Origin of the sequence: Kitasatospora sp. NPDC058184, assembly GCF_042883725.1 — a bacterium.
In the GTDB taxonomy this organism is placed as follows: Bacteria; Actinomycetota; Actinomycetes; order Streptomycetales; family Streptomycetaceae; genus Kitasatospora.
In genome coordinates this window covers 347,392-367,402 of sequence record NZ_JBHVVE010000002.1, presented here as the reverse complement: position 1 = coordinate 367,402, position 20,011 = coordinate 347,392, and the positions used below count along the sequence as shown (strand labels likewise).

Here is a 20,011-nt window from a genome sequence, read left to right as displayed (position 1 = left end):
GCGCGGGATCGGGAGCCGCGACCGGACCGGGGGCGCGACCGGGACGCGACCAGGGCGGGACCCTGGCGCGACCGGAGCGGGATCCGGCCGGGACGGGGCCGGGATCCCGGATGGGAGCGGGCTGGGAGCCGGACGGGACGACACCCCCGTGTGGTCGGGACAACGGGCGGCGCACGGTGGATCACAGAGGCGGACCGCAGCGCCCGCCCGCGACCGGAAGGAGCGCCCGTCATGTCGGGCACCGTGATCACCGACCTGCGCCGCCGAGGCGCCGTCGACCCCGGCCGCCTGCTCGCCGGACCGCTGCGCGGCGTCGGCCTGCAACGGCTCGACCCGGGCCGGCGCACCGAGGTGGCCGCCGACGGCGTCGAGCACGCGCTCTACGTCACCGCCGGCTCCGGTCTCGCCGAACTGCCCGAGGGCGCCGTGCACCCGAACCAGCCGAACCAGCCGGACCACCAGGACCGCCAGGACCATCCGGAGCGTGCCGAGGCCGGCCTGCCGCTGGTCGAGGGCACCGCGATCGTGCTGCCGCTCGGCTCGCGGACCGTGCTGGCCGCCGGCACGGCAGGACTGGAGTACTTCCACGCCGTCCTCGCCGTCCCGCCCTCCTCCGAAGAAGGTGACCCCAGGTGATCGTCACCACCGACACCGGCGCGGCCATGGTCGTCATCGGCCCGAACGGCGAGCGGGTACGGATCCGCTCCCTCGCCCGGCGCCCGATGCTCGCCAGCGCCTGCGAGACCTTCGACCACCTGCGGCTGAGCCCCGGCGCCCACCACGTGCTCGCGGGCCGGCCCGACACCGAGACCGTCCTGCACGTGCTGCGCGGAGCCGCCGTCGTCGGGCAACTCTCCGACGAGACCGATCACTTGGCCTCCGTGGGGGACCTGCTGATGGCCCACCGCGGCCGCACGCTGCACCTCGAAGCCGGACCGCTCGGCGCGGAACTGCTCTGCCTGACCCTCGCCGTCCCCCGGCACACCGCCGGCGCCCGGGCCGCCCCGGCGCGCCGCCGCGCCACCCGCCGCGACCGGCCCTGACCGGCCCCGACGGGTCCTGCCAGTCCTCGATCCGAGGAGACCCCTCGTGATACTCGTCCCCGCTGCCGTCCCCCGCACCGCACCCGCGTTCCAGCGGCTGATCGACCCCGAGCAGCGGCCGGCCGTCCGCGCCGGACTCACCGTCGAGGCGCTGCCGCCGGGCGTCCGGGTCGAGCAACTCCCTTACGAATCCGTCGAATCGGTGACCGTGGTGCTCTCCGGTCGGCTGCTCGCGGGCGGCCGGATCCTCTCCCCGGGCGAGGTGCTGCACCACCGGCCCGGCACCTCCTACCGGCTCACCGCCGTCCGCGGCGCGCCGACCGCCGTGCTCACCGTCCGTCCCACCCCGCCCCGGGCCGTCATCCCGGCCCAGCGGTCGGGCTCCGCACCCGCCCCGAGCTGGCGGCAGGTGGAGGTGGGCACCGTACGGCTCGACCCGGTCGGTGTCTGCGGACCGTACGCGGACCGGGCCGCCGACGCCTTCCTGGTGGTCCTCTCCGGAGCCTCCTCCTTCCTCGGCGAGCTCGGTGAAGTGCCGCTGCTCCCCGGCGACTTGGTCTACGTCCGGGCGGGGGAGCGGTACGGCCTCCGGGCCGGCCGCCGCGGACCGGTCACCGCCGTCCTGGGCCGCGTCGGGACCCCCGGCGCCGCCCTGGGGCCGGAGTGGGACAGCAGGCCCATGCGCTCGGGGCAGGCCGATCCGCAGGGGTGAGGGCGCGAGGCCGGGAGGCCGCGGTGAGATGACAGTCGACAGCTGACAGAGTTCAAAATCTGTCAGCTGTCGACTGTCATCTGTTATCCGTCCGCCGCCCGTCCATCGCCGTCGGGTGCGGCGGGCGCCGGGCCGACACGCGGAGGGCTTCACGCGCACGTCACGGAAAGTCACGTGATCGCCGCTGATAGTGTCGGCCGGGTGGATGAAGAACAGCCGGTGGAACCCGCGGACCCGGCCGGAGACCCGCCCGTCCGTGTACTGATCGTCGACGACCACCCCCTGTTCCGGGAGGGGCTCAAGGCGGCACTGGAGAGCGCCGAGGGTGTCCTCGTGGTCGCCGAGGCGGAGCGGGTCGCCGACGTTCCGGGGGCGGTCGCCCGGCACCACCCCGACGTGGTGATCATGGACCTCTCGCTGCCCGACGGCTCAGGACTGGAGGCTGTCCGACAGCTCGCCACCCGGGAGGCGCCGCCGCCGGTGCTGATGCTGACCATGTCGGACGACGACGGCAATCTGCTCGCCGCCCTCCAGGCGGGCGCGCGCGGTTACCTGGTCAAGGGGGCCGGGCGGGAGGAGGTGCTGCACGCGGTGCGGACGGTGGCGACGGGCGGCGCGGTGTTCGGCGGCGAGGTGGCCGGGCGGATCACCGCCCTGCTGGCCGGGGCGAAGATGCGGGAGGCGGGGCAGCTCTTCCCCGAACTCACCGCCCGCGAGGCCGAGGTACTGGGCCTGGTCGCGCGCGGGCTGGACAACCGACGGATCGCCCGGGAGCTGGTGGTCGCGGAGAAGACCGTCCGCAACCACATCACCCACATCTTCGAGAAGCTGCACGTCGCCACGCGCGCCGAGGCGGTCGCCCGGGCCCGCGACATGGGCCTCGGCGACGGCCAGACCTCCCCGGAGCGGTGAACCGGAGCGATGAACCGGGGGTGCCGGCCCGCCGACCGGCACCCCCGGAGTCCTGCCGCTCCGCCCTACGGCCGCATCTCGTACGCGCCGGAGAGCGCCTCGACCCGCTCCCACACCCGCGCGTCCCGCGCCGGGTCCGCGACCGGGCGGCGCACGTTCGTCAGCGCCCAGGCGGCCTGCTCCTCGGTGGCCGAGGCCTTGCCGTGCAGCTCGGTGGCGTGCGCGGAGAAGTCGCGGACCAGCGCGTCGAAGATCCGGTCCAGCACGTCGCCGCCGTCCTCGGAGGCGGTCAGGCCGGTCAACTCGGCCTGCTCCAGCACCAGCTGGCCGTAGACGATCAGCGCGAACAGCTGGCCGATCTCCAGCAGGAAGTCCAGGTCGGCCTGCTGCTCCTTGCTCGGCGCGTTCTCGAGCAGCAGCGCGCAGAAGCCGTCGGCCTGCTCGCGGAAGCGGGCGACGTTGGGCAGCGCGGCGTGGCGGTCGTAGGCGGCGCGCCAGTCGTGGAAGCGGATCGCGCCGAGGCCGCGGGCCGGGCCCTGCCGGAACAGGAAGTCGTCGTCGGCGGCGTCCAGGCGGCTCGGCACCGGGGCGTAGTCGGCCGGGGCGAACAGGTAGTTGCCCATGAACTTGAGGATCAGTGCCAGGTTGACGTGGACGGTGCCCTCCAGCTTCGGCAGGCCGCGGATGTCCTTCGCGGCCTTGTCGAAGTAGGTGTCCGCCTCGAAGCCCTTGGCGGCGATGACGTCCCACATCAGGTCGATGACCTTCTCGCCCTCGGTGGTGACCTTCATCTTGGTCATCGGGTTGAACAGCAGGTAGCGGCGGTCCTCGGGGGAGGCGGTGCGGAAGTAGTCCACGGCCCGCGCGCTGAACAGCTTCATCGCCACCAGGCGGACGTAGGCGTCGGTCAACTCCCGCTTGACGTGCGGGAAGTCGGTGACCCGCTTGCCGTACAGCACCCGGTTGTGGGCGTGCGTGACGGCCTCGTACATCGCGTGCTCGCAGATGCCGATCGAGGCGGTGCAGAGGTTGAACTTGCCGACGTTGACGGTGTTGAGCGCGGCGTCGAAGGCGGCCTGGCCGGTGTGCAGCACGTCCTCGGCGCGCACCGGGTAGTCCTCCAGGCGGAACTCGCTGACGTACATCTGCGCGTTCACCACGTTCTTGACCAGGTGGTACGCGTCGTGGCGGCTGTCGGCGGCGAAGAAGACGTAGCCCTCCGGGCCCTCGACGTCCGAGCGGCGGCCGAACACCGAGACCAGGCCGGCCACGTTGCCGTTGCCGATGTAGTACTTGGAACCGGTCGCGGTGAAGCCGCCCTCGCCGTCCGGGGTGAGGATCATGTCGGTGGAGTAGATGTCCGCGCCGTGGGTGCGCTCGGAGAGGCCGAAGGCCATCACGTGGCCCTCGGCCAGCAGCTTGGCGGCGCGGGCGCGGACGGCCTCGTTCCCGCTCTGCCAGACCGGGCCCAGGCCCAGGATGGTGACCTGCCAGGTGTACCAGTAGCCGAGGCCGTAGAAGCCGAGGATCTCGTTCAGCTCGGCGATGCGGGCGGTGTCCCAGCGCTTGTCGGGGTCGGCCGAGGCGGGGGTCAGGAACTCCGCGAACAGGCCCTCCTTCGCGGCGAAGTCCAGGAAGTCGGCGTACCAGCTGCGGTCGATGTAGGTGTCGATCAGCGCCTTCTTGCCGCGGGACTCGAACCAGTCCACCGTCGCGCGCAGCAGCCGGCGGGTCGGCTCGTCGAACTGTGCGGGGTCGTAGTTGCGCGGGTTGAAGAGCATCGAGGGGCTCCCGGGGGTCGAGGGTGTGAGGAGGGGCGGGTGGCAGGGACCGGGCGTCGCCCGCCGTCCGCCGGTCGTCGGCGGTCCGCCGTCAGCCGGCGGAGGAGAGGCGGCGCAGGGTGGCGAGCACGTCGTCGAGCCAGGCGAGGGTCATCCGCTCGTACTCGATGCCGCCGCGCAGCACCACGTGCTGCAGCTGCTGCCCGGCGTCGAGCGCGGTGGCGTCGGGGAAGTCCCGCTGCTCGCCGTGCAGGTAGCGGGCGAGCAGGGCGGCATGGCCCTCGCGGTGCCGTTCGACCTCGGAGATCAGTGCGGCCGGGTCGTCGAAGGCGGCGGCCCGGATCTTGACCGCGAGCTCGTGCCGGACGGTCTCCGGTTCGACCGGTTCGCGCAGCCAGCCGGCCAGCGCGGCCCGTCCGGCCTCGGCCGCCGAGTAGACCTTCTTGTCCGGGCGTCCGTCCTGGCTGACCTCCTGCGCGGCCACCCAGCCGTCCGTCTCCATCCGCCGCAGCACCCGGTAGATCTGCTGGTGGGTGGCGGTCCAGAAGCGCCCGATCGAGCGGTCGAAGCGCCGGGCCAGCTCGTAGCCGGAGCCGGGCTGCTCCAGCAGTGAGACGAGGATCGCGTGCTCCAGTGCCATGGCCCGCATCCTGCTATGCAACGAGTTGCATAGGCAATGGCGACCCGGACGGTTGAGACGCAGGTCACCGGCGTGATCCGATGGTTATCGGTTATTCCGGACTATTGGGTGCAAATCGTTGGATAAGAGCCAGAATAGGTACGGGGCAAGCGCCTTACCGGTTCCGACCACAGGAGGTGGTATCGGTGGCAACCCATATCCCGACGACGGGCATGGAGCACCATCCGGACATCGTCGAACTGCGCGAACGCTACGAGCGGGTCACCTCGACCCCCCGCGCCCAGGGCATCGAGGCCCTGGCCGTCCTGGCCGGCCTCTTCCTGGCGGCATCGCCGTGGATCGTCGGCTTCACCGCGTACAACACCCTGACCGTGACCTGCCTGATCGTCGGGCTGGCCTACACGGCTCTGATGGCCGGCTACGGGTCGGCCTACGAACGCACCCACGCGCGGGCCTGGGCGGCCGCCGCGCTCGGTGCCTGGACGATCATCTCCCCGTGGGTCGTCTCCGGGTCCGTCGCGCACGGCAAGAACATCGTGACCTGCGTCATCGTGGGCGCCGTGATGTTCCTGCTCGGCCTCGCGGCGATCTCGATGGCGACCATGACGTCGAACGGAGCATCGATGCGGCGCGGCCGGGCCGGTCGCGCCAAGGGCTGATCTTCCCCGCAGCCCGTGACCGGGGCGCGGAGGGCGCAACCGCCCGCCGCGCCCCGGCGCGCGTCCTCCGGCGAAGGCGAGGCCGGCGACCGGGACCAAGCCGTGTCACAGCCGCCGGCCGGCCCGGCCCGCTAGGGGTGCGTCATCCGCAGCACGTCCAGCGCCTCGTCCAGCTGCTCCACGGTGAGCCTGCCCTGTTCGACGTAGCCGCGCTCCAGCACCACCTGACGGATCGTCTTGCGTTCGGCCAGCGCCTGCTTGGCGACCTTCGCGGCCTCCTCGTACCCGATGTAGCGGTTCAGCGGGGTCACCACCGAGGGCGAGGACTCCGCGTACTCCCGGGCCCGTTCGACGTTGGCGGTGATGCCGTCCACCGTCCGGTCGGCCAGCAGCCGGGCGCTGTTGGCGAGCAGCCGCACCGACTCCAGCACGTTGCGGGCGAGCACCGGGAGCATCACGTTCAGCTCGAAGTTGCCGCTCGCGCCCGCCAGGGTGACCGTCGCGTCGTTGCCCACCACCTGGGCGGCGACCATCAGCACGACCTCGGGCAGCACCGGGTTCACCTTGCCCGGCATGATCGACGAACCCGGCTGGAGGTCCGGCAGGTTGATCTCGCCGAGCCCGGTGCGCGGACCGGAGCCCATCCACCGCAGGTCGTTCGCGATCTTCGTGAACCCGACCGCCACCGTGCGCAGTTGACCGCTCAGTTCGACCAGGGCGTCCCGCGCGCCCTGCGCCTCGAAGTGGTTCCTGGCCTCCGTCAGCGGCAGGTCGGTGGCGCGGGCGACCTCCGCGATGACGGCCTCCGGGAAGCCGGGCGGGGTGTTGATCCCGGTGCCCACCGCCGTGCCGCCGAGCGGGAGTTCGGCCACCCGGGGGAGGGTGGCCAGCAGCCGCTCCCGCCCGTGCCGCACCTGCGCCGCGTAGCCGCCGAACTCCTGGCCGAGCGTGACGGGCGTGGCGTCCATCAGGTGGGTGCGGCCCGACTTGACCACCCGGGCGAACTCGGCGGCCTTGCGCTCCAACGCCTCCGCGAGGTGCTCCAGAGCCGGGACCAGGTCGTGGGTGACGGCGCCGGTGGCGGCGATGTGGATCGAGGACGGGAAGACGTCGTTGGACGACTGGCTGGCGTTGACGTGGTCGTTCGGGTGGACCGGCCGGCCCAGCCGCTCCCCGGCCAGGGTGGCGATCACCTCGTTGGTGTTCATGTTGGACGAGGTGCCCGAGCCGGTCTGGAACACGTCCACCGGGAACTGGTCGTCCCAGCGCCCCTCCGCGACCTCCTCGGCCGCCGCCGCGATCGCCTCCGCCGTCTCCTCGTCCAGCACCCCGAGCCGGGCGTTCACCCGGGCGGCTGCCGCCTTGATCCGGGCCAGCGCGGCGATGTGCGCCCGCTCCAGCCGCTGACCGGACACCGGGAAGTTCTCCACCGCCCGCTGCGTCTGCGCCTGCCACTTCGCGTCGGCCGGCACCCGGACCTCGCCCATCGAGTCGTGCTCGATCCGGTACTCCTGCGGCTTCTCCTGCTGGCCACCCATCGCGCGCTGCACCTCCTGTACGGGCCCGACCGGGCCCGGAACGGATCTCCGATCACCACAGCCGCGAGCGGGGCCCGGGTATTTCCGGTGGGGGTGACCCGGTTCCGGTTCTGGTCCCGGTTCGGGCCCGGCGCCTACTGCCGGGGCAGGCCGGTACGGGCCACCTCGGCGCGGACCAGCTCGCCCGGGGCGGTACCGGCCTGGGCGACGAGGCCGCCGCCCGGGGCCCAGACGCCGGAGCCGCCCGAGCTGTCCGGGTACTCGCCGGTGGCCCCGGCGCAGGTCGCGAGCACGCACCACACCCCGTGGGCGGCGGCCCGGTCGCGGACGTGGCCGTCCCGGCGCTCGGCCTGGGCTGCGCCGGGCCCGTAGAGGGTGGAGGCGACGTAGGCGTCGATGCCGAGCGCGGCGGTCTCCTCGGCGTGCGTCGGATCGGCGGCGTCCGCGCAGACGGCGAGGCCGAGCCGCAGACCGTCCAGCTCCAGGACGACGGGCTTCCCGCCCGGGGTGAAGCGCTCGACCTCGGCGCCGTGCAGGCGCATCTTCCGGTAGACGACCTCGGCGCCCTCCCCGGTGACCGCCAGCGTGGCGATGGACTCGCGCCCGTCGGCCTCGACCACCGGCGCCCCGACCAGGGCGACGGCGCCGGCCGCGGCGCAGGCCGCCACCAGCGGTGCGAGCCGGGCGTCCGCCGGGTCGACGGCCGGTGCGGCCAGGTCGTAGCCGGTCAGCGACAGCTCGGGGAACACCACCAGCCGGGTGCCCGCCTCCCGTACCGCCTCGGCGTGCAGGGCCACGTTCTCGGACACGGTGTCCGGACGGCGGGCGGCGGCGCAGACGGGCTGGGCGACGGCGACCGTCAGCGGCCCGGGCACGGGACGCGCGAGCACGGGCGGGTTCGCGGACGAGGGCATGGCGGGGCCTCCGGCGGGCGGGGTGGGGTGATCGCGATCAACCTATGCGCCCGCCGAGGAGCCGGGCAACAGAGTCCGGACGAGGAGCTGTGCAGGTGGACGGGGTTCCCGGGGCGGATCGGACCGATCTCACTCGAAGGAGTGAGATCCCCGGCGGGTGCTTCAAACGGCCGTACGCCCCTCCATACGCTCCAGACCGGGCCGGGCGGACTCCGGCCGGACCCGGATCGCCGCAGCTCGGCCCGGGGGGACCAGCGCGAAGGGGCGGACGGACGGATGACCACAGGACACGGCCAGAGGGGCGGAACGGGTGACGGGGCGACACCGGAGGGGATGACCCCCATGAATACCCGCATGAACGCCCAGGTGGACGCCGCTGCGGACGCCCCGACGGAGGCCTCCGCGGGCGCCCGGGCGCAGGCCCCGGCGAGAGCCTCGTTGACGGCCCCGGCGGCCCCGGCGGCCCCGGCGGGCCCGCGGAGGAGCGCCACCGACGGCCTCACCCGCCGACAGCTGCTGGGCGCGTCGGCGGTGCTCGGCGGCGCGGCCTGGCTGCTGCGCGGCACCGTCGGCCCGGACAGCGCCGAGGCCGCCACGCCCGTACCGCCCGGGCTGCCCGCCGGCACCGAGCTCTACCAGCGGGTCTTCCAGAACTGGTCCGGCGAGATCCGCACCGACCAGCTGTGGACCTGCGCGCCGCGCACCCCCGAGGAGGTCCCGGCCCTCGCCGACTGGGCGCACGCCAACGGCTGGCGGCTGCGCGCCTCCGGCTACCGGCACACCTGGGCGCCGCTCACCGTCGCCGCCGGGACCCCGGAGAGCGCCCGGGTCCTGCTCGTGGACACCAGCCGGTACCTCACCGCCATCAGCGCCGACTCGCCCGGCACCGTCCGGGTGCAGACCGGCGCCACCATGGAGGCCCTGCTCGCGCACCTGGCCCAGCGCGGCCTGGGCCTGACCGCCTGCCCGGCCCCCGGCGAGCTCACTGTCGGCGGCGTGCTCGCCATCGGCGGCCACGGCACCGCCACCACGGCGGTCGGGGAGGCGCGGCCGGAGGGGCACGGCTACGGCTCGGTCAGCAACCAGGTCGTCCGGCTCACCGCCGTCGTCCTCGACCCGGCCACCGGCCGCTACACGCTGCGCACCTTCGACCGCTCCGAGGCCGACAGCGCCGCCTTCCTGGTGCACCTGGGCCGCGCCTTCCTCACCGAGGTGGTGCTGCGGGCCGGTGCCGACCGCCCGTTGCGCTGCGTCAGCCGGCTCGACATCCCGGCGAGCGAGCTCTTCGCCCGCCCGGGCAGTGGCAGCGGGACCGGCGGCGGGCTCGGCGGAGTGCTCGGGGGAGTGCTGGGCGGCGTCCTCGGCGGCGGGAGCGGCCCGCGCACGCTCGCCGAGTTCGTGGACCGCGACGGCCGGGTCGAGGCGATCTGGTTCGCCTACACCGAGTACCCCTGGCTCAAGACCTGGAGCGTCACCCCGAACAAGCCGCTCGGCTCCCTCTCCGTCGACCGCCCCTACAACTACCCCTTCTCGGACAGCATTCCGGAGCCGGTCGCCCGGCTCGCCGGGGAGATCGTCGCCGGCGCCTGGGCATCGGCCCCGCTGTTCGGCCAACTCCAGTACCTGGTCGCGAAGGTGGGGCTCACCGGCGACATCACGGACATCCTGCTCTCCGGCGACCTGCTGCGCCGGCTGCTCAGCGGCGAGGTGCTCACCCACCTGCTCGCCGGCGGACTGCACTCCGACCTCTGGGGCCCTTCCCGCGCCCTGCTCCAGTACGTCCGCCCGACCACCCTGCGGGTCACCGCCAACGGCTACGCGATCCTCACCAAGCGCGCCGACCTCCAGTGGGTGGTGAGCGAATTCGCCGCCTACTACCGGGAGTTGCTCGCCGCCTACCAGGCCCGGGGCGAGTTCCCGGTGAACGGCGCGGTGGAGATCCGGGTCACCGGGCTGGACGACTCGGCCGCCTCCGGCGTCCCCGGCGCCCGGCCCCCGCTGCTGTCCGCACTGCGCCCGCGCGCCGACCGTCCCGAGTGGGACACGGCGGTCTGGCTGGACGTCCTGGCCTTCCCCGGCACCCCCGGACTGGAGCGCTTCGCCCGGGAGCTGGAGCAGTGGCTGCTGCGCACCTTCGACGGCACCCGGGCGGGCCTGCGGGTCGAGTGGTCCAAGGGCTGGGCCTACACCGACGCCGCCGCCTGGTCCGACCCGGACATGATCGGCCGGGCCATCCCCGACAGCCTGCGGGCCGGCGGCGGGCCCGGCTGGGACGAGGCGGTCGCCGTCCTGGACCGCCACGACCCGCACCGGGTGTTCGGAAATCCCTTCCTGGACGGGCTGTTGAAGTAGTCCGTGCCCGCAAGGGGATGCTGACTGGTCGTCAGATGTGTTCCATGACGATCACCGCGAGGGTGTCCGGGGCCAGGGCGCGGAACACGTGCGGAGCGTCGCCCGGGTAGCTCACGTAGTCGCCCGGGCCCAGTTCCACCGGCGCCTCCGTCGGCCCGACCAGCGCCCGCCCGGCACCGATCAGCACGTGCTCGACGGTGCCGGGCATGTGCGGGTCGGAGGCCCTGGTCTCGCCCGGCTGCGCCTCGATCCGGTAGATGTCGCGCCGGGCGTTGGGCGGGCAGGAGGAGAGCACGGTGGCGGCGTAGTCGGCACGCTCGGAGTGGGTCACCGGGCCCTCGCCGGCCCGGATCACCTTGACCACCGGGCGCGGCGGGTCGACCAGCCGGCTGAACGGCACGTTCAGCGCGACCCCGAGCGCCCAGAGCGTCTCCACGCTGGGGTTGCCCGCACCCGACTCCAGCTGGGACAGGGTGGACTTGGCGATGCCCGCACGCCGGGCCAGCTCGGCCATCGACAGGCCGCTGCGCTCGCGCTCGCGCCGGATCGCGGCGGCGATCTGGCCGATCAGCTCGGTGCCGTTCCCGTTGCCGTTGCCGCCGCCGGGGCGGTTGCCGGTGCCGCCGTCGGGGCCCGTGGCCGGGGTGGTCTGGTCACTCATGCTCGCCACTCACGCTTCCTCCTGGCCCTTTCCACGTCCACGGCTCCCGGTGCGGCCGATGCCGCCGTTCATGCTGCCACGGTCGGTCGCGCCGACCGTACCGACCGCGTCGGCCATCGTTCGCCGGATCGGTCCGCCTGTTCGCCTTGACGAACGAGGCTGGAGCGGTTCACTCTAATGAACATGCGTTCGCTACTCCGAACACTGGAGCGCGCCACCCTCCGGGACGTCGCTCTGGTCTGCCTTGCCGATGCCCTCGTCGGCGCCTCCTTCGGCGCGATCAGCGTCTCCGGCGGTCTGCCGCTCTGGGTGCCGGTCGCCCTCTCCGTCCTGGTGTTCGCGGGCGGCTCCCAGTTCGCGGCGGTCGGCGTGGTGCTCTCCGGCGGCGGCGCCCTCGCCGCGGTCGCCACCGGGCTGGTGCTCAACGCCCGGCTGCTGCCCTTCGGCTTCACCGTGGCCGATGTGCTCGACGGCCCCTGGTGGCGGCGCCTGCTGGGTGCGCAGCTGCTCACCGACGAGACCGCCGCCTTCGCCCTGCAGCAGAACGAGCCGCGCCGGCGCCGCGCCGTGTACTGGCTCTGCGGGATCGCGCTGTTCGTGGTCTGGAACGTCTCGGTGCTGCTCGGCGCGCTCGCGGGCGGGCTGATCGGCGACACGGACGCGTTCGGCCTGGACGCCGCCTTCCCGGCGGTGCTGCTCGCCCTCGTCCTGCCCTCGCTCGTGGACCGCCGCATCCGTACGGCGGCGCTGGTGGGAGCGGTGGTCGCGGTCGCCGCCACGCCGTTCGTCCCGGCCGGGCTGCCGGTGCTGCTGGCCCTCGTCGGGCTGCTGTTCGCCGGACGGCCGGCGGCGGGGGAGGCGGCCCGGAGTGCCGCGGACGAGCAGAACGTGGAGAACGCGGTGGGCGGGGAGAGTGCCGTGAAGAGCGAGAAGGAGACGGTTCGATGATGCCGCTGTACGCCGTTCTGCTGCTCGCGGCCGGAACGTACGCCTACCGGCTCGCCGGGCCGCTGCTCGCCGGCCGGCTTGCCCTCTCGGAGCGACTGCGGCACCTGCTGGCCGTCGCGGCGACGGTGCTGCTCGTGGCCCTGGTCGCGACCGGCGCGCTGACCCAGGGGCACGGCTTCGCGGGGTGGGCCCGCCCGGCGGGCGTGCTGGCCGCAGGGGTGCTCGCGCTGCGCCGGGCACCGTTCCCGGTGGTGGTGGTCGCCGGTGCGGCGACGACGGCGGTGCTGCGGCTCTGCGGGGTGGGGTGACGGCTGACAGCTGACAGAGTTTGAAATCTGTTATCTGTTATCTGTCGGCTGTCATCTGTTCGCTGTCACCCGCCCTCCGTCACCCGTCCTCCGCGTCCCCCTCGGCCAGGCGCTCCGCCTGGACCTCCGGCCGCTCGCTGTCCCACAGCAGCTCCCACACCTTGAACACGCAGTGGTAGTCGCGCATGCTCCCCTGCGAGACCAGCAGGTAGGTGTCCCCGTCGCGGAGCAGCGTCCGCCGCCGGCTGTTGAACGGGTGCTGTGGGGTGTAGGAGGGGACGAGTCGCTTCAGCTCCTCGACGGCCTCCTCACGGCTGCCCTCGACCTCGGCGAGCACCTTGCTGCCCCAGGTCCGGTCGTGCCCGGTGCCCACCGTCTCCTCCACGACCAGCGCCCAACGTGCCATGCCCTGCTCCCGTTCCGTTCCGATCCGATCCGCTGTGTTCCTCGGCCCGCCCGGCCCGCCCGGCCCGCTTCGCCCGCTCGGGCCGTCGACCCGTCAGCGCGTCGGCGACTTGAAGAAGATGGTGGTCGGCCGGAGCACGCCCGCCGGGTCGGCCGCGAAGTCCGGCACCGAGCCGACCCGGGTCCAGCCCGCCCCCTCGTAGAGCCGCTCCGCCGGGCTCCCGGTCTCGGTGTCCAGCACCAGCAGCCGGATGCCCAGCTCCACCGCCCGTTCCTCCAGGGCCGCCAGCAGCCGTCCCGCCAGCCGGTGCCCGCGATCGGCGGGGTGCACCATCAGCTTGGCCACCTCGCCCCGGTGGCGGCCGTTCGCGGTGGTGGCGGGCCGCAGCTGCACCGTGCCGGCCAGCCGTCCGTCGGCCCGGTTCCGGGCGGTCCACAGCACCAGCCGGCCGGCCGCGAGGTCCGGGCCGAGCGCCCGCCACCACGTCGTGGCCTCGTCGGGCGCCAGCGGGGCGAGGAACCCGATCGAGGCGCCGCCGTGCACGGTCTCCGCCAGGAGCCCGGCGAACTCCTCCGCCGAGTCGTCCAGCTCCTGGGCCGTCACCTCGCCGATCACGTACGCACCGTCGGACATGTCGCCATCCTCACTCGTTCGCGCCCGCCCACCGCTCGGCCGGGTGCGCGATACTCGCCGGTATTCCGCTGGTATTCCGCCGAGAGTACAAGGAGCTTCGATGACGAAGCCGACCCGGATCGACCCGTCCGACCTGCTCGCCGTCGGCGACCTGCTCTCGGACGAGGAGCGGCTGATCCGCGACACCGTCCGCCGGTTCACCGAGGAGCACATCCGCCCGCACATCGGTGACTGGTTCGAGCGCGGGGTCTTCCCGGTCCGCGAGCTGGCCCCCGAGCTCGGCGCCCTGGGCGTGCTCGGCATGCACCTCGACGGCTACGGCTGCGCGGGCGCCGACGCGGTGGCGTACGGGGTGGCCTGCATGGAGCTGGAGGCGGCCGACTCCGGGCTGCGCAGCTTCGTCTCCGTCCAGGGCTCGCTCGCCATGCGCTCGATCCACGCCTTCGGCTCCGAGGAGCAGAAGCAGCGCTGGCTGCCCGGCATGGCCGCCGGTGAACTGATCGGCTGCTTCGGCCTCACCGAGCCGGACTTCGGCTCCGACCCCGCCAACATGCGGACCCGGGCGGTGCGCAAGGGCGGTGAGGGCGGTGACTGGGTGCTGTCCGGCAGCAAGATGTGGATCACCAACGGCAGCATCGCCGACGTCGCCGTGGTCTGGGCGCAGACCGAGGAGGGCGTGCGCGGCTTCCTGGTCGAGCGCGGCACCCGCGGCCTGACCGCCACCGACGTGCACGGCAAGCTCTCGCTGCGGGCCTCCGTCACCAGCGAGCTGGCCTTCGACGAGGTGGTGCTGCCCGCCGACGCCGTGCTGCCCGGGGTGGTCGGCCTGCGCGGCCCGCTCTCCTCCCTCAACGAGGCCCGCTACGGCATCCTCTGGGGCACCGTCGGAGCCGCCCGCGACTGCTACACCGCCGCCCTGGACTACGCCAAGAGCCGGATCCAGTTCGACCGCCCGATCGCGGGCTTCCAGCTGACCCAGCAGAAGCTGGTCGAGATGATGCTGGAGGTCGAGAAGGCCTACCTGGTCGCGCTGCGGATCGGCCGGCTCAAGGAGCAGGGCGCGGCCCGCCCGCCGCACATCAGCTTCGGCAAGCTCAACAACGTCCGCACCGCGCTGGAGATCGCCCGCAGTGCCCGGACCGTCCTCGGCGCCAATGGCATCACCACCGAGTACCCGGTGCTGCGGCACGCCAACAACCTGGAGTCGGTGCTCACCTACGAGGGCACCAGTGAGATCCACACCCTGGTCCTCGGCGAGGCCATCACCGGCGAGTCCGCCTACCGCTGACGGGCCGCCGCCCGCCCTTCCCGGCCCGGGAAAACCGGTGGCCGGGCCCGTCGCGGCCCGGCTACCGTCCCTGCCATGACCAGCCAGTACGTCCCGACGCGGCCCCCGACCACCACCCTCTGGCGCCCCACCGGCCCGGAGGAGCTGGCCCTGGTCGAGGCCGCCGACCGGCGCGCCTGGCCGCCCCGTCTGCCCGAGCAGCCGATCTTCTACCCCGTCCTCAACGAGGACTACGCGATCCGGATCGCCCGGGACTGGAACGTGCCCGCCTCCGGCGTCGGCTACGTCACCCGCTTCGAGGTCGACACCGCCTTCCTCGCCCGCTACCCCGTCCAGCGGGCGGGCGGCCGGACGATCCTCGAACTCTGGGTGCCCGCCGAGGAGTTGGCCGAGTTCAACCGGCACATCGTCGGCCGCATCGAGGTGGTCCACGAGTTCCGCCCGCAGTCGTGACCCGCCCCGCCGCCGGCAGCCCCGACCTGCCCCGCCGTCCGTAGCGCCGACCTGCCGCCTCCCCGCCTGCCGCCCCGCCGCCCAGAGCCCGCCGCCCGGAGCCCGCGGCGTCGGCACGGTCGGCGGGGCGGCCCGTTCCGTACGGCCCCGTCGGCCGCGGACCGCCCCGGCGGCTCCCCGGCGCTCTTCCGACACCTCGTGGACACCCGGCGTTCGGTGAGGTGACGCCGACCGGTACGGCGGTCGGTGGAGCATGGCGCGGTCGGCGGCGCCCTCGGCGGGCGCGGCCGGGTGCGCACGACCGAAAGGAACGCCCCATGTCCGCTGCCCAGTGGCCCCGCCCCCGCGTGCTCGTCGTCGGGATCGACGGTGTCCGCCACGACTACCTGGCGCAGGTGCCGATGCCGCGCCTGGAGGAGGTCGCCGCGGCCGGGTTCCTGGTGCCGGTCACCGTCGCGGACGGCACGCCCACCATGTCCGGGCCGTGCTGGACCACCATCGTGACCGGGGTCGAGCCCGCCAAGCACGGGGTCTGGGGCAACCACCTGGGCGGCAACCGGCTCGACGTGTTCCCCGACTTCGCCACCCGCCTCGCCCGGGGCGACCGGCGCCGCACCTTCGTCGCGGCCGGCTGGGACCCGCTGATGATCAACGAGTCCGGCGGCCCGCTGTTCCGCGCCCCCGGCCGGCTCTCCTACGTGGCCCCCGCCGAGGACACTCCCGAGGCCTGGGAGGCGGTGGACGAGGAGGTCGTCCGGGAGGCCGTCCACGTCCTCGGCGCCGCCGACCCCGAGGCCTCCTTCGTCTACCTCGGCGCCGTCGACGAGACCGCCCACTTCCTGGGCTGCGGCGACGAGTACCGCGCGTCCATGCGCACCGCCGACGAGCGCCTCGGCCGCCTCCTCGACGCGGTCCGCGGCCGGGCGACCTACGCCGAGGAGCAGTGGACGGTCATCGTCGTCACCGACCACGGGCACGTGGACGCCGGCGGCCACGGCGGCCGTACGGTCGAGGAGCGGACGGCCTGGGTCGCTTGCGCCGGGCACGGCATCCCGGCCGGCCCGCCCACCGGCGAGATCCGCCACCCGGACGTCGCCGCGCAGGTGTACGCCTCCCTGCTGCGCCCGATCGACCCGCACTGGACCCTCGACGGCCGCCCGTTCCCGCTGGCCAGGCCGGTGCCGGCGGCGGTCTGAGCGACGGGCGGTCCGCGATCCGGGGGTACCGGTGCCCCCGGGTGCAGCAGGCCGGGCTGCGGCGGCGCCGGGCTTGAGCGAGGCTCGACCGGGGCTCGGGCCGCGCTCGACCCGGGCGTGCCGGCCTGGGCGCCGGAGCGGCACGCGTCCGAGCCCGCGGGGCCCCGGACCTGCGGGCCTCAGGGTCCCTGCCGAAGGACATACGCCTGAAGGTGGAGAAGGTACCCCGTGGGTTGGAGACAAGATCGCGACCTGGTGGTGACGATCCGACGGGTCGGGACGGGCCACGATGGTTGCACCGGACGGTGGAGCACGCCGACCGGGTCGGCGACGCGGACCTGAGCGACCGCCGGCGGCGGAGACGAGCGGTCGGCGACGGCCGCACCGGTCACGACACGGAGAGGACAGCCGGGCATGAAGGGCATCGTGAGCAAGGTCGCGCTGGGAGTCGCTGGTACCGGCATGGCCGTCGCCGTGGCGGCCGTGGCAATCGGCCCGCGGGTGTCCGACTGGTACGACGAGCACCACCAGCAACAGGGCTCGTACGAGACCGGCACCCAGGCCAAGGCCGACCGCCGGTCGATGCCGACCTGGCTGCCCGACAACGCCTCCGGGGTGAAGTACCTGATGTCCACCAGGGGCGACGACCGCCTGCTGCGCGCCACCCTCCCGGAGGAGCGGCTGCCCGTCGGCTGCACCGCCGGGCAGCCGGGCAAGAGCGCGCACCCGGTGCCGGAGTCGCTCAAGGCCGGCTGGTTCCCCGAGGGCGTCGCGACCAAGGTCATCGGCACCTGCGGGTACTACAACGTGGCGCTGACCGGCAACCAGCTCTACGCGTGGCAGGACGGCGCGGCGGTGCAGGCGGCGCTGCGCGCCGAGCACGTCGCCAAGCGCTGAGTCCGGCGGGCACCCGAGTACTCCTGACCATTCCCGGGAATCCCTGAACACCCCTGAACACCCCTGAACACCTCTGAGCACTCCTGGTCGCCGCGACCGGGGAACGGAACGGCCCGCCGGGCACCGGAAGGTGCGGGCGGGCCGTCGCCGTGTGCGGGCCGGAAACGGGCGCCCGGCGATCCGCCCGGCGCACCCCCGCAGCCGGACAGCACGTACCCCCGCTGTCGGAACCGGACCGTGCTGCGGTAGGACGGAGCGCGAACGAACCCCACGTCGCCCGTCCGTAAGGAGAACCATGCCCGGCCCGACCGTCGGCCCCACCGACGACACGTCGACCGCTGCCGCCACCACCGCCGCCCCCGCATCCGTCGCCGCACCCGCCACCGGCCAGACCCGTCCCGGCTGGGCCGTGATCGCCGCCCTCGGCGGCCTCACCGCGCTCGGCCCGCTCACCACCGACCTCTACCTGCCGGGCCTGCCCGCGATCGCCGACGACCTGGTCGCCCAGCCGGCCGCCGTCCAGCTCACCCTGACCTTCTCGATGTTCGGGGTCGCCGCCGGGCAGCTGCTCTTCGGGCCGCTCAGCGACCGCTACGGGCGCCGGGTGCCGCTGCTCGCCGGGCTCGTCCTCTACACCCTGTCCAGCGTGGTGTGCGTGTTCGCGCCGAACCTGGCCGTGCTGATCGCCGCCCGCTTCGTCCAGGGCGCGGCCGGCTCCGCCGGGCTGGTGATCGGACGCGCCGTCTCCCGGGACCGCTTCCAGGGCGTCGCGCTGCTGCGCTTCCTCGCCTCGATCGCCCTGATATCCGGGCTGGCACCGATCCTCGCGCCGATCATCGGCGCGCAGCTGATGCGGTTCACCTCGTGGCGCGGCACCTTCGGCGTGCTGACGGCGCTCGGGCTGCTGCTCACCCTGGTCTCGTTCGGGGTGCTGCGCGAGACGCTGCCGCCGGAGACCCGGGACCGCGGCGGGGTGGGCGCGACCCTGCGGACGATGGGACGGCTGCTGGGCAACCTGCCGTTCCTCGGGCTGGCGCTGACCAGCTCCCTCGCCTTCGGGGCGCTGTTCGGCTACATCAGCGGGTCGTCGACGGTGCTCCAGCACGTGTACCAGGTCTCGCCGCAGACCTACAGCCTGCTGTTCGGGCTGAACTCGTTCGCGATCGTGGTGATGACCCAGGTGAACGGGCGCGTGCTGGCGCCGCGCTTCACGCAGCGGGTGCTGATGCTGGGCAGCCTCGCGGCGGCGGTCGCCGCCGGGGTGGCGCTGGTGCTGCTGACCACGGTGTGGGACTTCGGGCTGGCCGGGTTCTGCCCGCCGCTGTTCGTGATGATGGGCAGCCTGGGCGTGCTGCTGCCGAACACCGCCGCCCAGGCGCTCGGCCTGGTCGAGCCGCAGGTGGCGGGTACGGCGTCGGCGCTGCTCGGGACGGGCAACTTCCTGTGCGCCGCGGTGGTCGCGCCGCTGAGCAGCCTCGGCGGTCAGCCGTCGGCGGTGCTGCTGGCGCTGGTGGTCCTGGTCTGCGGGGTGCTGGCGACGGTGGTCTACCTGGCGCTGTGCCGACCGGAGCGGATGCGGGCGGCGGTGGGGGGCTGACGAGAGACGGGCGGCAGGCCGCGGCCGGACGACTGACGGCGGACGGATGACAGCGAACGGGTAACAGCGAACAGAAGACGGATGACAGCTGACAGATGTTGAAATCTGTCAGCTGTCATCCGTTATCCGTTACTCGTCATTCGCCACCCGGGGCGGTCTCAGGCGATGGAGAAGTCATCCCCGTACACGTTGCCCTGGCCGTACCAGCCGTGCAGGTACACGGAGACGGTGCCGTTGGCGCCGGTGGTGAAGGGGACGGACACCTTGGTCCAGCCGGAGGAGTTGGCCCACGCGCTGGCGGTGGCGCCGCCGTTGACGCCGATGTAGGCGTAGTTGCCCTGCACCCAACCGCTCAGGGTGTAGCTGGTGTTGGGCTTCAGCGTGACGGTCTGCGCGCACTCGCCGGTCTGGGCGGCGGTGGCCGCGGCCTGGAGGGCCTTGGTGCCGGAGTGGACCGGGGTGGAGACCACGGCGCCGCCGCTCTGGCAGGTCCACGGGGCCAGGCTGCCGCTCTCCAGGTCGCCGTTGACCAGGCCGGTGGTCGGCGTGGTCCCGGTGACGGTCAGCGTGTAGGACGCGATGTGGTTGCCGGAGGCCCCGGTGGCGCTGATGCCCAGCGGGTAGGTGCCCGGAGTCACGGCCGAGCTGGTGGAGATGTTCAGGGTGGCGCTGTTGCCGGCGGTGACGCTGCCGGGGGTGATGGTGGCGGTGATGCCGGGGACGGGCTGGCTGACGACCGCGAGGTTGAGGTTCTGCGCCGAGCCGGCGGTGACCGCCGTCGAGATGGTCGCCGAGACGGACGAACCAGCAGCGACTGAACCGGAGTTCGGGTTCACGGCGACCGAGAAGTCATTGCCGGGCTGGGTGCCGGTGACGGTCAGGGTGAAGGTGCTGGTGTGGCTTCCGGAGGCCGCCGAGCCGGTGACCGTGATCGGGTAACTCCCGGGCGTCACCGAGGAGGTGGTGCTGATGTTCAGCGTGGCGCTGTTGCCGGCGGTGACGCTGCCGGGGGTGACGGTGGCGGTGACGCCGGCCGGGGCGCCGCTGACCGTGAGGTTGATGCTCTGCGCGGA

At 73.6% G+C, this 20,011-nt stretch carries 21 protein-coding genes; 13 read left to right on the top strand and 8 right to left on the bottom strand.

Annotation, left to right across the window (positions count from 1 at the left end; all coding sequences use genetic code 11):
- The first annotated feature begins 231 nt into the window (after positions 1–231).
- The 4 genes from ACFVXH_RS04870 to ACFVXH_RS04855 all read left to right on the top strand — a co-directional run bounded on the left by ACFVXH_RS04870 (position 232) and on the right by ACFVXH_RS04855 (position 2,667).
- Positions 232–636 carry a hypothetical protein gene (locus ACFVXH_RS04870; protein ID WP_074004209.1) on the top strand — a complete coding sequence of 135 codons (405 nt, stop codon included), beginning with the start codon at positions 232–234 and terminating at the stop codon, positions 634–636.
- Positions 633–1,043, top strand: a complete 411-nt coding sequence (locus ACFVXH_RS04865) for a hypothetical protein (RefSeq protein WP_074004210.1) — start codon at positions 633–635, stop codon at positions 1,041–1,043. The genes ACFVXH_RS04870 and ACFVXH_RS04865 overlap by 4 nt, the downstream gene beginning before the upstream one ends.
- Positions 1,044–1,089: 46 nt before the next feature.
- Positions 1,090–1,755 (top strand): hypothetical protein, encoded by a 666-nt coding sequence (locus ACFVXH_RS04860; protein WP_074004211.1) that lies wholly within the window; start codon positions 1,090–1,092, stop codon positions 1,753–1,755.
- 201 nt (positions 1,756–1,956) lie between these two features.
- Positions 1,957–2,667 carry a response regulator gene (locus ACFVXH_RS04855; protein ID WP_387820213.1) on the top strand — a complete coding sequence of 237 codons (711 nt, stop codon included), beginning with the start codon at positions 1,957–1,959 and terminating at the stop codon, positions 2,665–2,667.
- A gap of 65 nt (positions 2,668–2,732) precedes the next feature.
- On the opposite strand, the gene ACFVXH_RS04850 is transcribed toward ACFVXH_RS04855, so the two are convergent.
- Positions 2,733–4,448, bottom strand: a complete 1,716-nt coding sequence (locus tag ACFVXH_RS04850) for an acyl-CoA dehydrogenase family protein (RefSeq protein ID WP_074004212.1) — start codon at positions 4,446–4,448, stop codon at positions 2,733–2,735.
- 91 nt (positions 4,449–4,539) lie between these two features.
- Positions 4,540–5,088, bottom strand: a complete 549-nt coding sequence (locus ACFVXH_RS04845) for a PadR family transcriptional regulator (RefSeq protein ID WP_049652276.1) — start codon at positions 5,086–5,088, stop codon at positions 4,540–4,542.
- A 185-nt stretch (positions 5,089–5,273) separates the two neighbouring features.
- On the opposite strand from ACFVXH_RS04845, the gene ACFVXH_RS04840 reads away from it, so the two are divergent.
- Complete coding sequence (locus tag ACFVXH_RS04840) at positions 5,274–5,747, top strand: SPW repeat protein (protein ID WP_310593178.1); 474 nt, start codon at positions 5,274–5,276, stop codon at positions 5,745–5,747.
- 131 nt (positions 5,748–5,878) lie between these two features.
- Here ACFVXH_RS04840 and ACFVXH_RS04835 read toward each other — a convergent pair whose 3' ends face one another.
- Both ACFVXH_RS04835 and ACFVXH_RS04830 read right to left on the bottom strand, forming a co-directional pair.
- Positions 5,879–7,285, bottom strand: a complete 1,407-nt coding sequence (locus tag ACFVXH_RS04835; RefSeq protein ID WP_074004214.1) for an aspartate ammonia-lyase — start codon at positions 7,283–7,285, stop codon at positions 5,879–5,881.
- 134 nt (positions 7,286–7,419) lie between these two features.
- A complete protein-coding gene (locus tag ACFVXH_RS04830; RefSeq protein WP_387820210.1) occupies positions 7,420–8,199 on the bottom strand; it encodes a carbon-nitrogen hydrolase family protein in 780 nt (259 codons plus the stop codon).
- A 342-nt stretch (positions 8,200–8,541) separates the two neighbouring features.
- Between ACFVXH_RS04830 and ACFVXH_RS04825 the strand changes: the two genes are divergently transcribed.
- Positions 8,542–10,551, top strand: a complete 2,010-nt coding sequence (locus ACFVXH_RS04825) for a cholesterol oxidase substrate-binding domain-containing protein (RefSeq protein ID WP_387820208.1) — start codon at positions 8,542–8,544, stop codon at positions 10,549–10,551.
- Between the two features lie 31 nt (positions 10,552–10,582).
- Here ACFVXH_RS04825 and ACFVXH_RS04820 read toward each other — a convergent pair whose 3' ends face one another.
- Positions 10,583–11,212, bottom strand: coding sequence for a helix-turn-helix domain-containing protein (locus ACFVXH_RS04820; RefSeq protein ID WP_387820206.1), 630 nt, complete (start codon positions 11,210–11,212; stop codon positions 10,583–10,585).
- A 183-nt stretch (positions 11,213–11,395) separates the two neighbouring features.
- On the opposite strand from ACFVXH_RS04820, the gene ACFVXH_RS04815 reads away from it, so the two are divergent.
- Complete coding sequence (locus ACFVXH_RS04815; RefSeq protein ID WP_074004429.1) at positions 11,396–12,160, top strand: AzlC family ABC transporter permease; 765 nt, start codon at positions 11,396–11,398, stop codon at positions 12,158–12,160.
- Positions 12,160–12,468, top strand: a complete 309-nt coding sequence (locus ACFVXH_RS04810; protein ID WP_369808302.1) for an AzlD domain-containing protein — start codon at positions 12,160–12,162, stop codon at positions 12,466–12,468. Before ACFVXH_RS04815 ends, ACFVXH_RS04810 begins: the two co-directional genes overlap by 1 nt.
- Positions 12,469–12,547: 79 nt before the next feature.
- Here the strand turns inward: ACFVXH_RS04810 and ACFVXH_RS04805 are convergent, their stop codons facing one another.
- Both ACFVXH_RS04805 and ACFVXH_RS04800 read right to left on the bottom strand, forming a co-directional pair.
- Positions 12,548–12,874, bottom strand: coding sequence for a hypothetical protein (locus ACFVXH_RS04805; protein ID WP_074004216.1), 327 nt, complete (start codon positions 12,872–12,874; stop codon positions 12,548–12,550).
- 93 nt (positions 12,875–12,967) lie between these two features.
- Positions 12,968–13,507, bottom strand: a complete 540-nt coding sequence (locus ACFVXH_RS04800) for a GNAT family N-acetyltransferase (RefSeq protein WP_380737489.1) — start codon at positions 13,505–13,507, stop codon at positions 12,968–12,970.
- 100 nt (positions 13,508–13,607) lie between these two features.
- Here ACFVXH_RS04800 and ACFVXH_RS04795 point away from each other — a divergent pair, with 100 nt between their 5' ends.
- The 5 genes from ACFVXH_RS04795 to ACFVXH_RS04775 all read left to right on the top strand — a co-directional run bounded on the left by ACFVXH_RS04795 (position 13,608) and on the right by ACFVXH_RS04775 (position 18,938).
- Positions 13,608–14,795 carry an acyl-CoA dehydrogenase family protein gene (locus ACFVXH_RS04795; RefSeq protein WP_049652265.1) on the top strand — a complete coding sequence of 396 codons (1,188 nt, stop codon included), beginning with the start codon at positions 13,608–13,610 and terminating at the stop codon, positions 14,793–14,795.
- Between the two features lie 75 nt (positions 14,796–14,870).
- A complete protein-coding gene (locus ACFVXH_RS04790) occupies positions 14,871–15,248 on the top strand; it encodes a hypothetical protein (protein ID WP_049652263.1) in 378 nt (125 codons plus the stop codon).
- A 317-nt stretch (positions 15,249–15,565) separates the two neighbouring features.
- Entirely contained in the window at positions 15,566–16,444 is an 879-nt protein-coding gene (locus ACFVXH_RS04785; protein WP_117490852.1) for an alkaline phosphatase family protein, read from the top strand.
- A 414-nt stretch (positions 16,445–16,858) separates the two neighbouring features.
- Positions 16,859–17,341 (top strand): hypothetical protein, encoded by a 483-nt coding sequence (locus ACFVXH_RS04780; RefSeq protein WP_049657923.1) that lies wholly within the window; start codon positions 16,859–16,861, stop codon positions 17,339–17,341.
- A gap of 295 nt (positions 17,342–17,636) precedes the next feature.
- A complete protein-coding gene (locus ACFVXH_RS04775; protein WP_387820202.1) occupies positions 17,637–18,938 on the top strand; it encodes a multidrug effflux MFS transporter in 1,302 nt (433 codons plus the stop codon).
- Between the two features lie 158 nt (positions 18,939–19,096).
- Here the strand turns inward: ACFVXH_RS04775 and ACFVXH_RS04770 are convergent.
- Positions 19,097–20,011, bottom strand: a 915-nt coding sequence (locus ACFVXH_RS04770) for a carbohydrate binding domain-containing protein (RefSeq protein ID WP_387820200.1), incomplete at its 5' end; no start/stop codon positions are given.

Excerpts from the sequence above, each read along its gene's own strand:
- ACFVXH_RS04870 (WP_074004209.1), top strand. The coding sequence starts at position 232 with ATGTCGGGCACCGTGATCACCGACCTGCGCCGCCGAGGCGCCGTCGAC.
- ACFVXH_RS04850 (WP_074004212.1), bottom strand. The coding sequence starts at position 4,448 with ATGCTCTTCAACCCGCGCAACTACGACCCCGCACAGTTCGACGAGCCG.
- ACFVXH_RS04845 (WP_049652276.1), bottom strand. The coding sequence starts at position 5,088 with ATGGCACTGGAGCACGCGATCCTCGTCTCACTGCTGGAGCAGCCCGGC.
- ACFVXH_RS04835 (WP_074004214.1), bottom strand. The coding sequence starts at position 7,285 with ATGGGTGGCCAGCAGGAGAAGCCGCAGGAGTACCGGATCGAGCACGAC.
- ACFVXH_RS04830 (WP_387820210.1), bottom strand. The coding sequence starts at position 8,199 with ATGCCCTCGTCCGCGAACCCGCCCGTGCTCGCGCGTCCCGTGCCCGGG.
- ACFVXH_RS04825 (WP_387820208.1), top strand. The coding sequence starts at position 8,542 with ATGAATACCCGCATGAACGCCCAGGTGGACGCCGCTGCGGACGCCCCG.
- ACFVXH_RS04820 (WP_387820206.1), bottom strand. The coding sequence starts at position 11,212 with ATGAGTGACCAGACCACCCCGGCCACGGGCCCCGACGGCGGCACCGGC.
- ACFVXH_RS04815 (WP_074004429.1), top strand. The coding sequence starts at position 11,396 with ATGCGTTCGCTACTCCGAACACTGGAGCGCGCCACCCTCCGGGACGTC.
- ACFVXH_RS04810 (WP_369808302.1), top strand. The coding sequence starts at position 12,160 with ATGCCGCTGTACGCCGTTCTGCTGCTCGCGGCCGGAACGTACGCCTAC.
- ACFVXH_RS04805 (WP_074004216.1), bottom strand. The coding sequence starts at position 12,874 with ATGGCACGTTGGGCGCTGGTCGTGGAGGAGACGGTGGGCACCGGGCAC.
- ACFVXH_RS04800 (WP_380737489.1), bottom strand. The coding sequence starts at position 13,507 with ATGTCCGACGGTGCGTACGTGATCGGCGAGGTGACGGCCCAGGAGCTG.
- ACFVXH_RS04795 (WP_049652265.1), top strand. The coding sequence starts at position 13,608 with ATGACGAAGCCGACCCGGATCGACCCGTCCGACCTGCTCGCCGTCGGC.
- ACFVXH_RS04790 (WP_049652263.1), top strand. The coding sequence starts at position 14,871 with ATGACCAGCCAGTACGTCCCGACGCGGCCCCCGACCACCACCCTCTGG.
- ACFVXH_RS04785 (WP_117490852.1), top strand. The coding sequence starts at position 15,566 with ATGTCCGCTGCCCAGTGGCCCCGCCCCCGCGTGCTCGTCGTCGGGATC.
- ACFVXH_RS04780 (WP_049657923.1), top strand. The coding sequence starts at position 16,859 with ATGAAGGGCATCGTGAGCAAGGTCGCGCTGGGAGTCGCTGGTACCGGC.
- ACFVXH_RS04775 (WP_387820202.1), top strand. The coding sequence starts at position 17,637 with ATGCCCGGCCCGACCGTCGGCCCCACCGACGACACGTCGACCGCTGCC.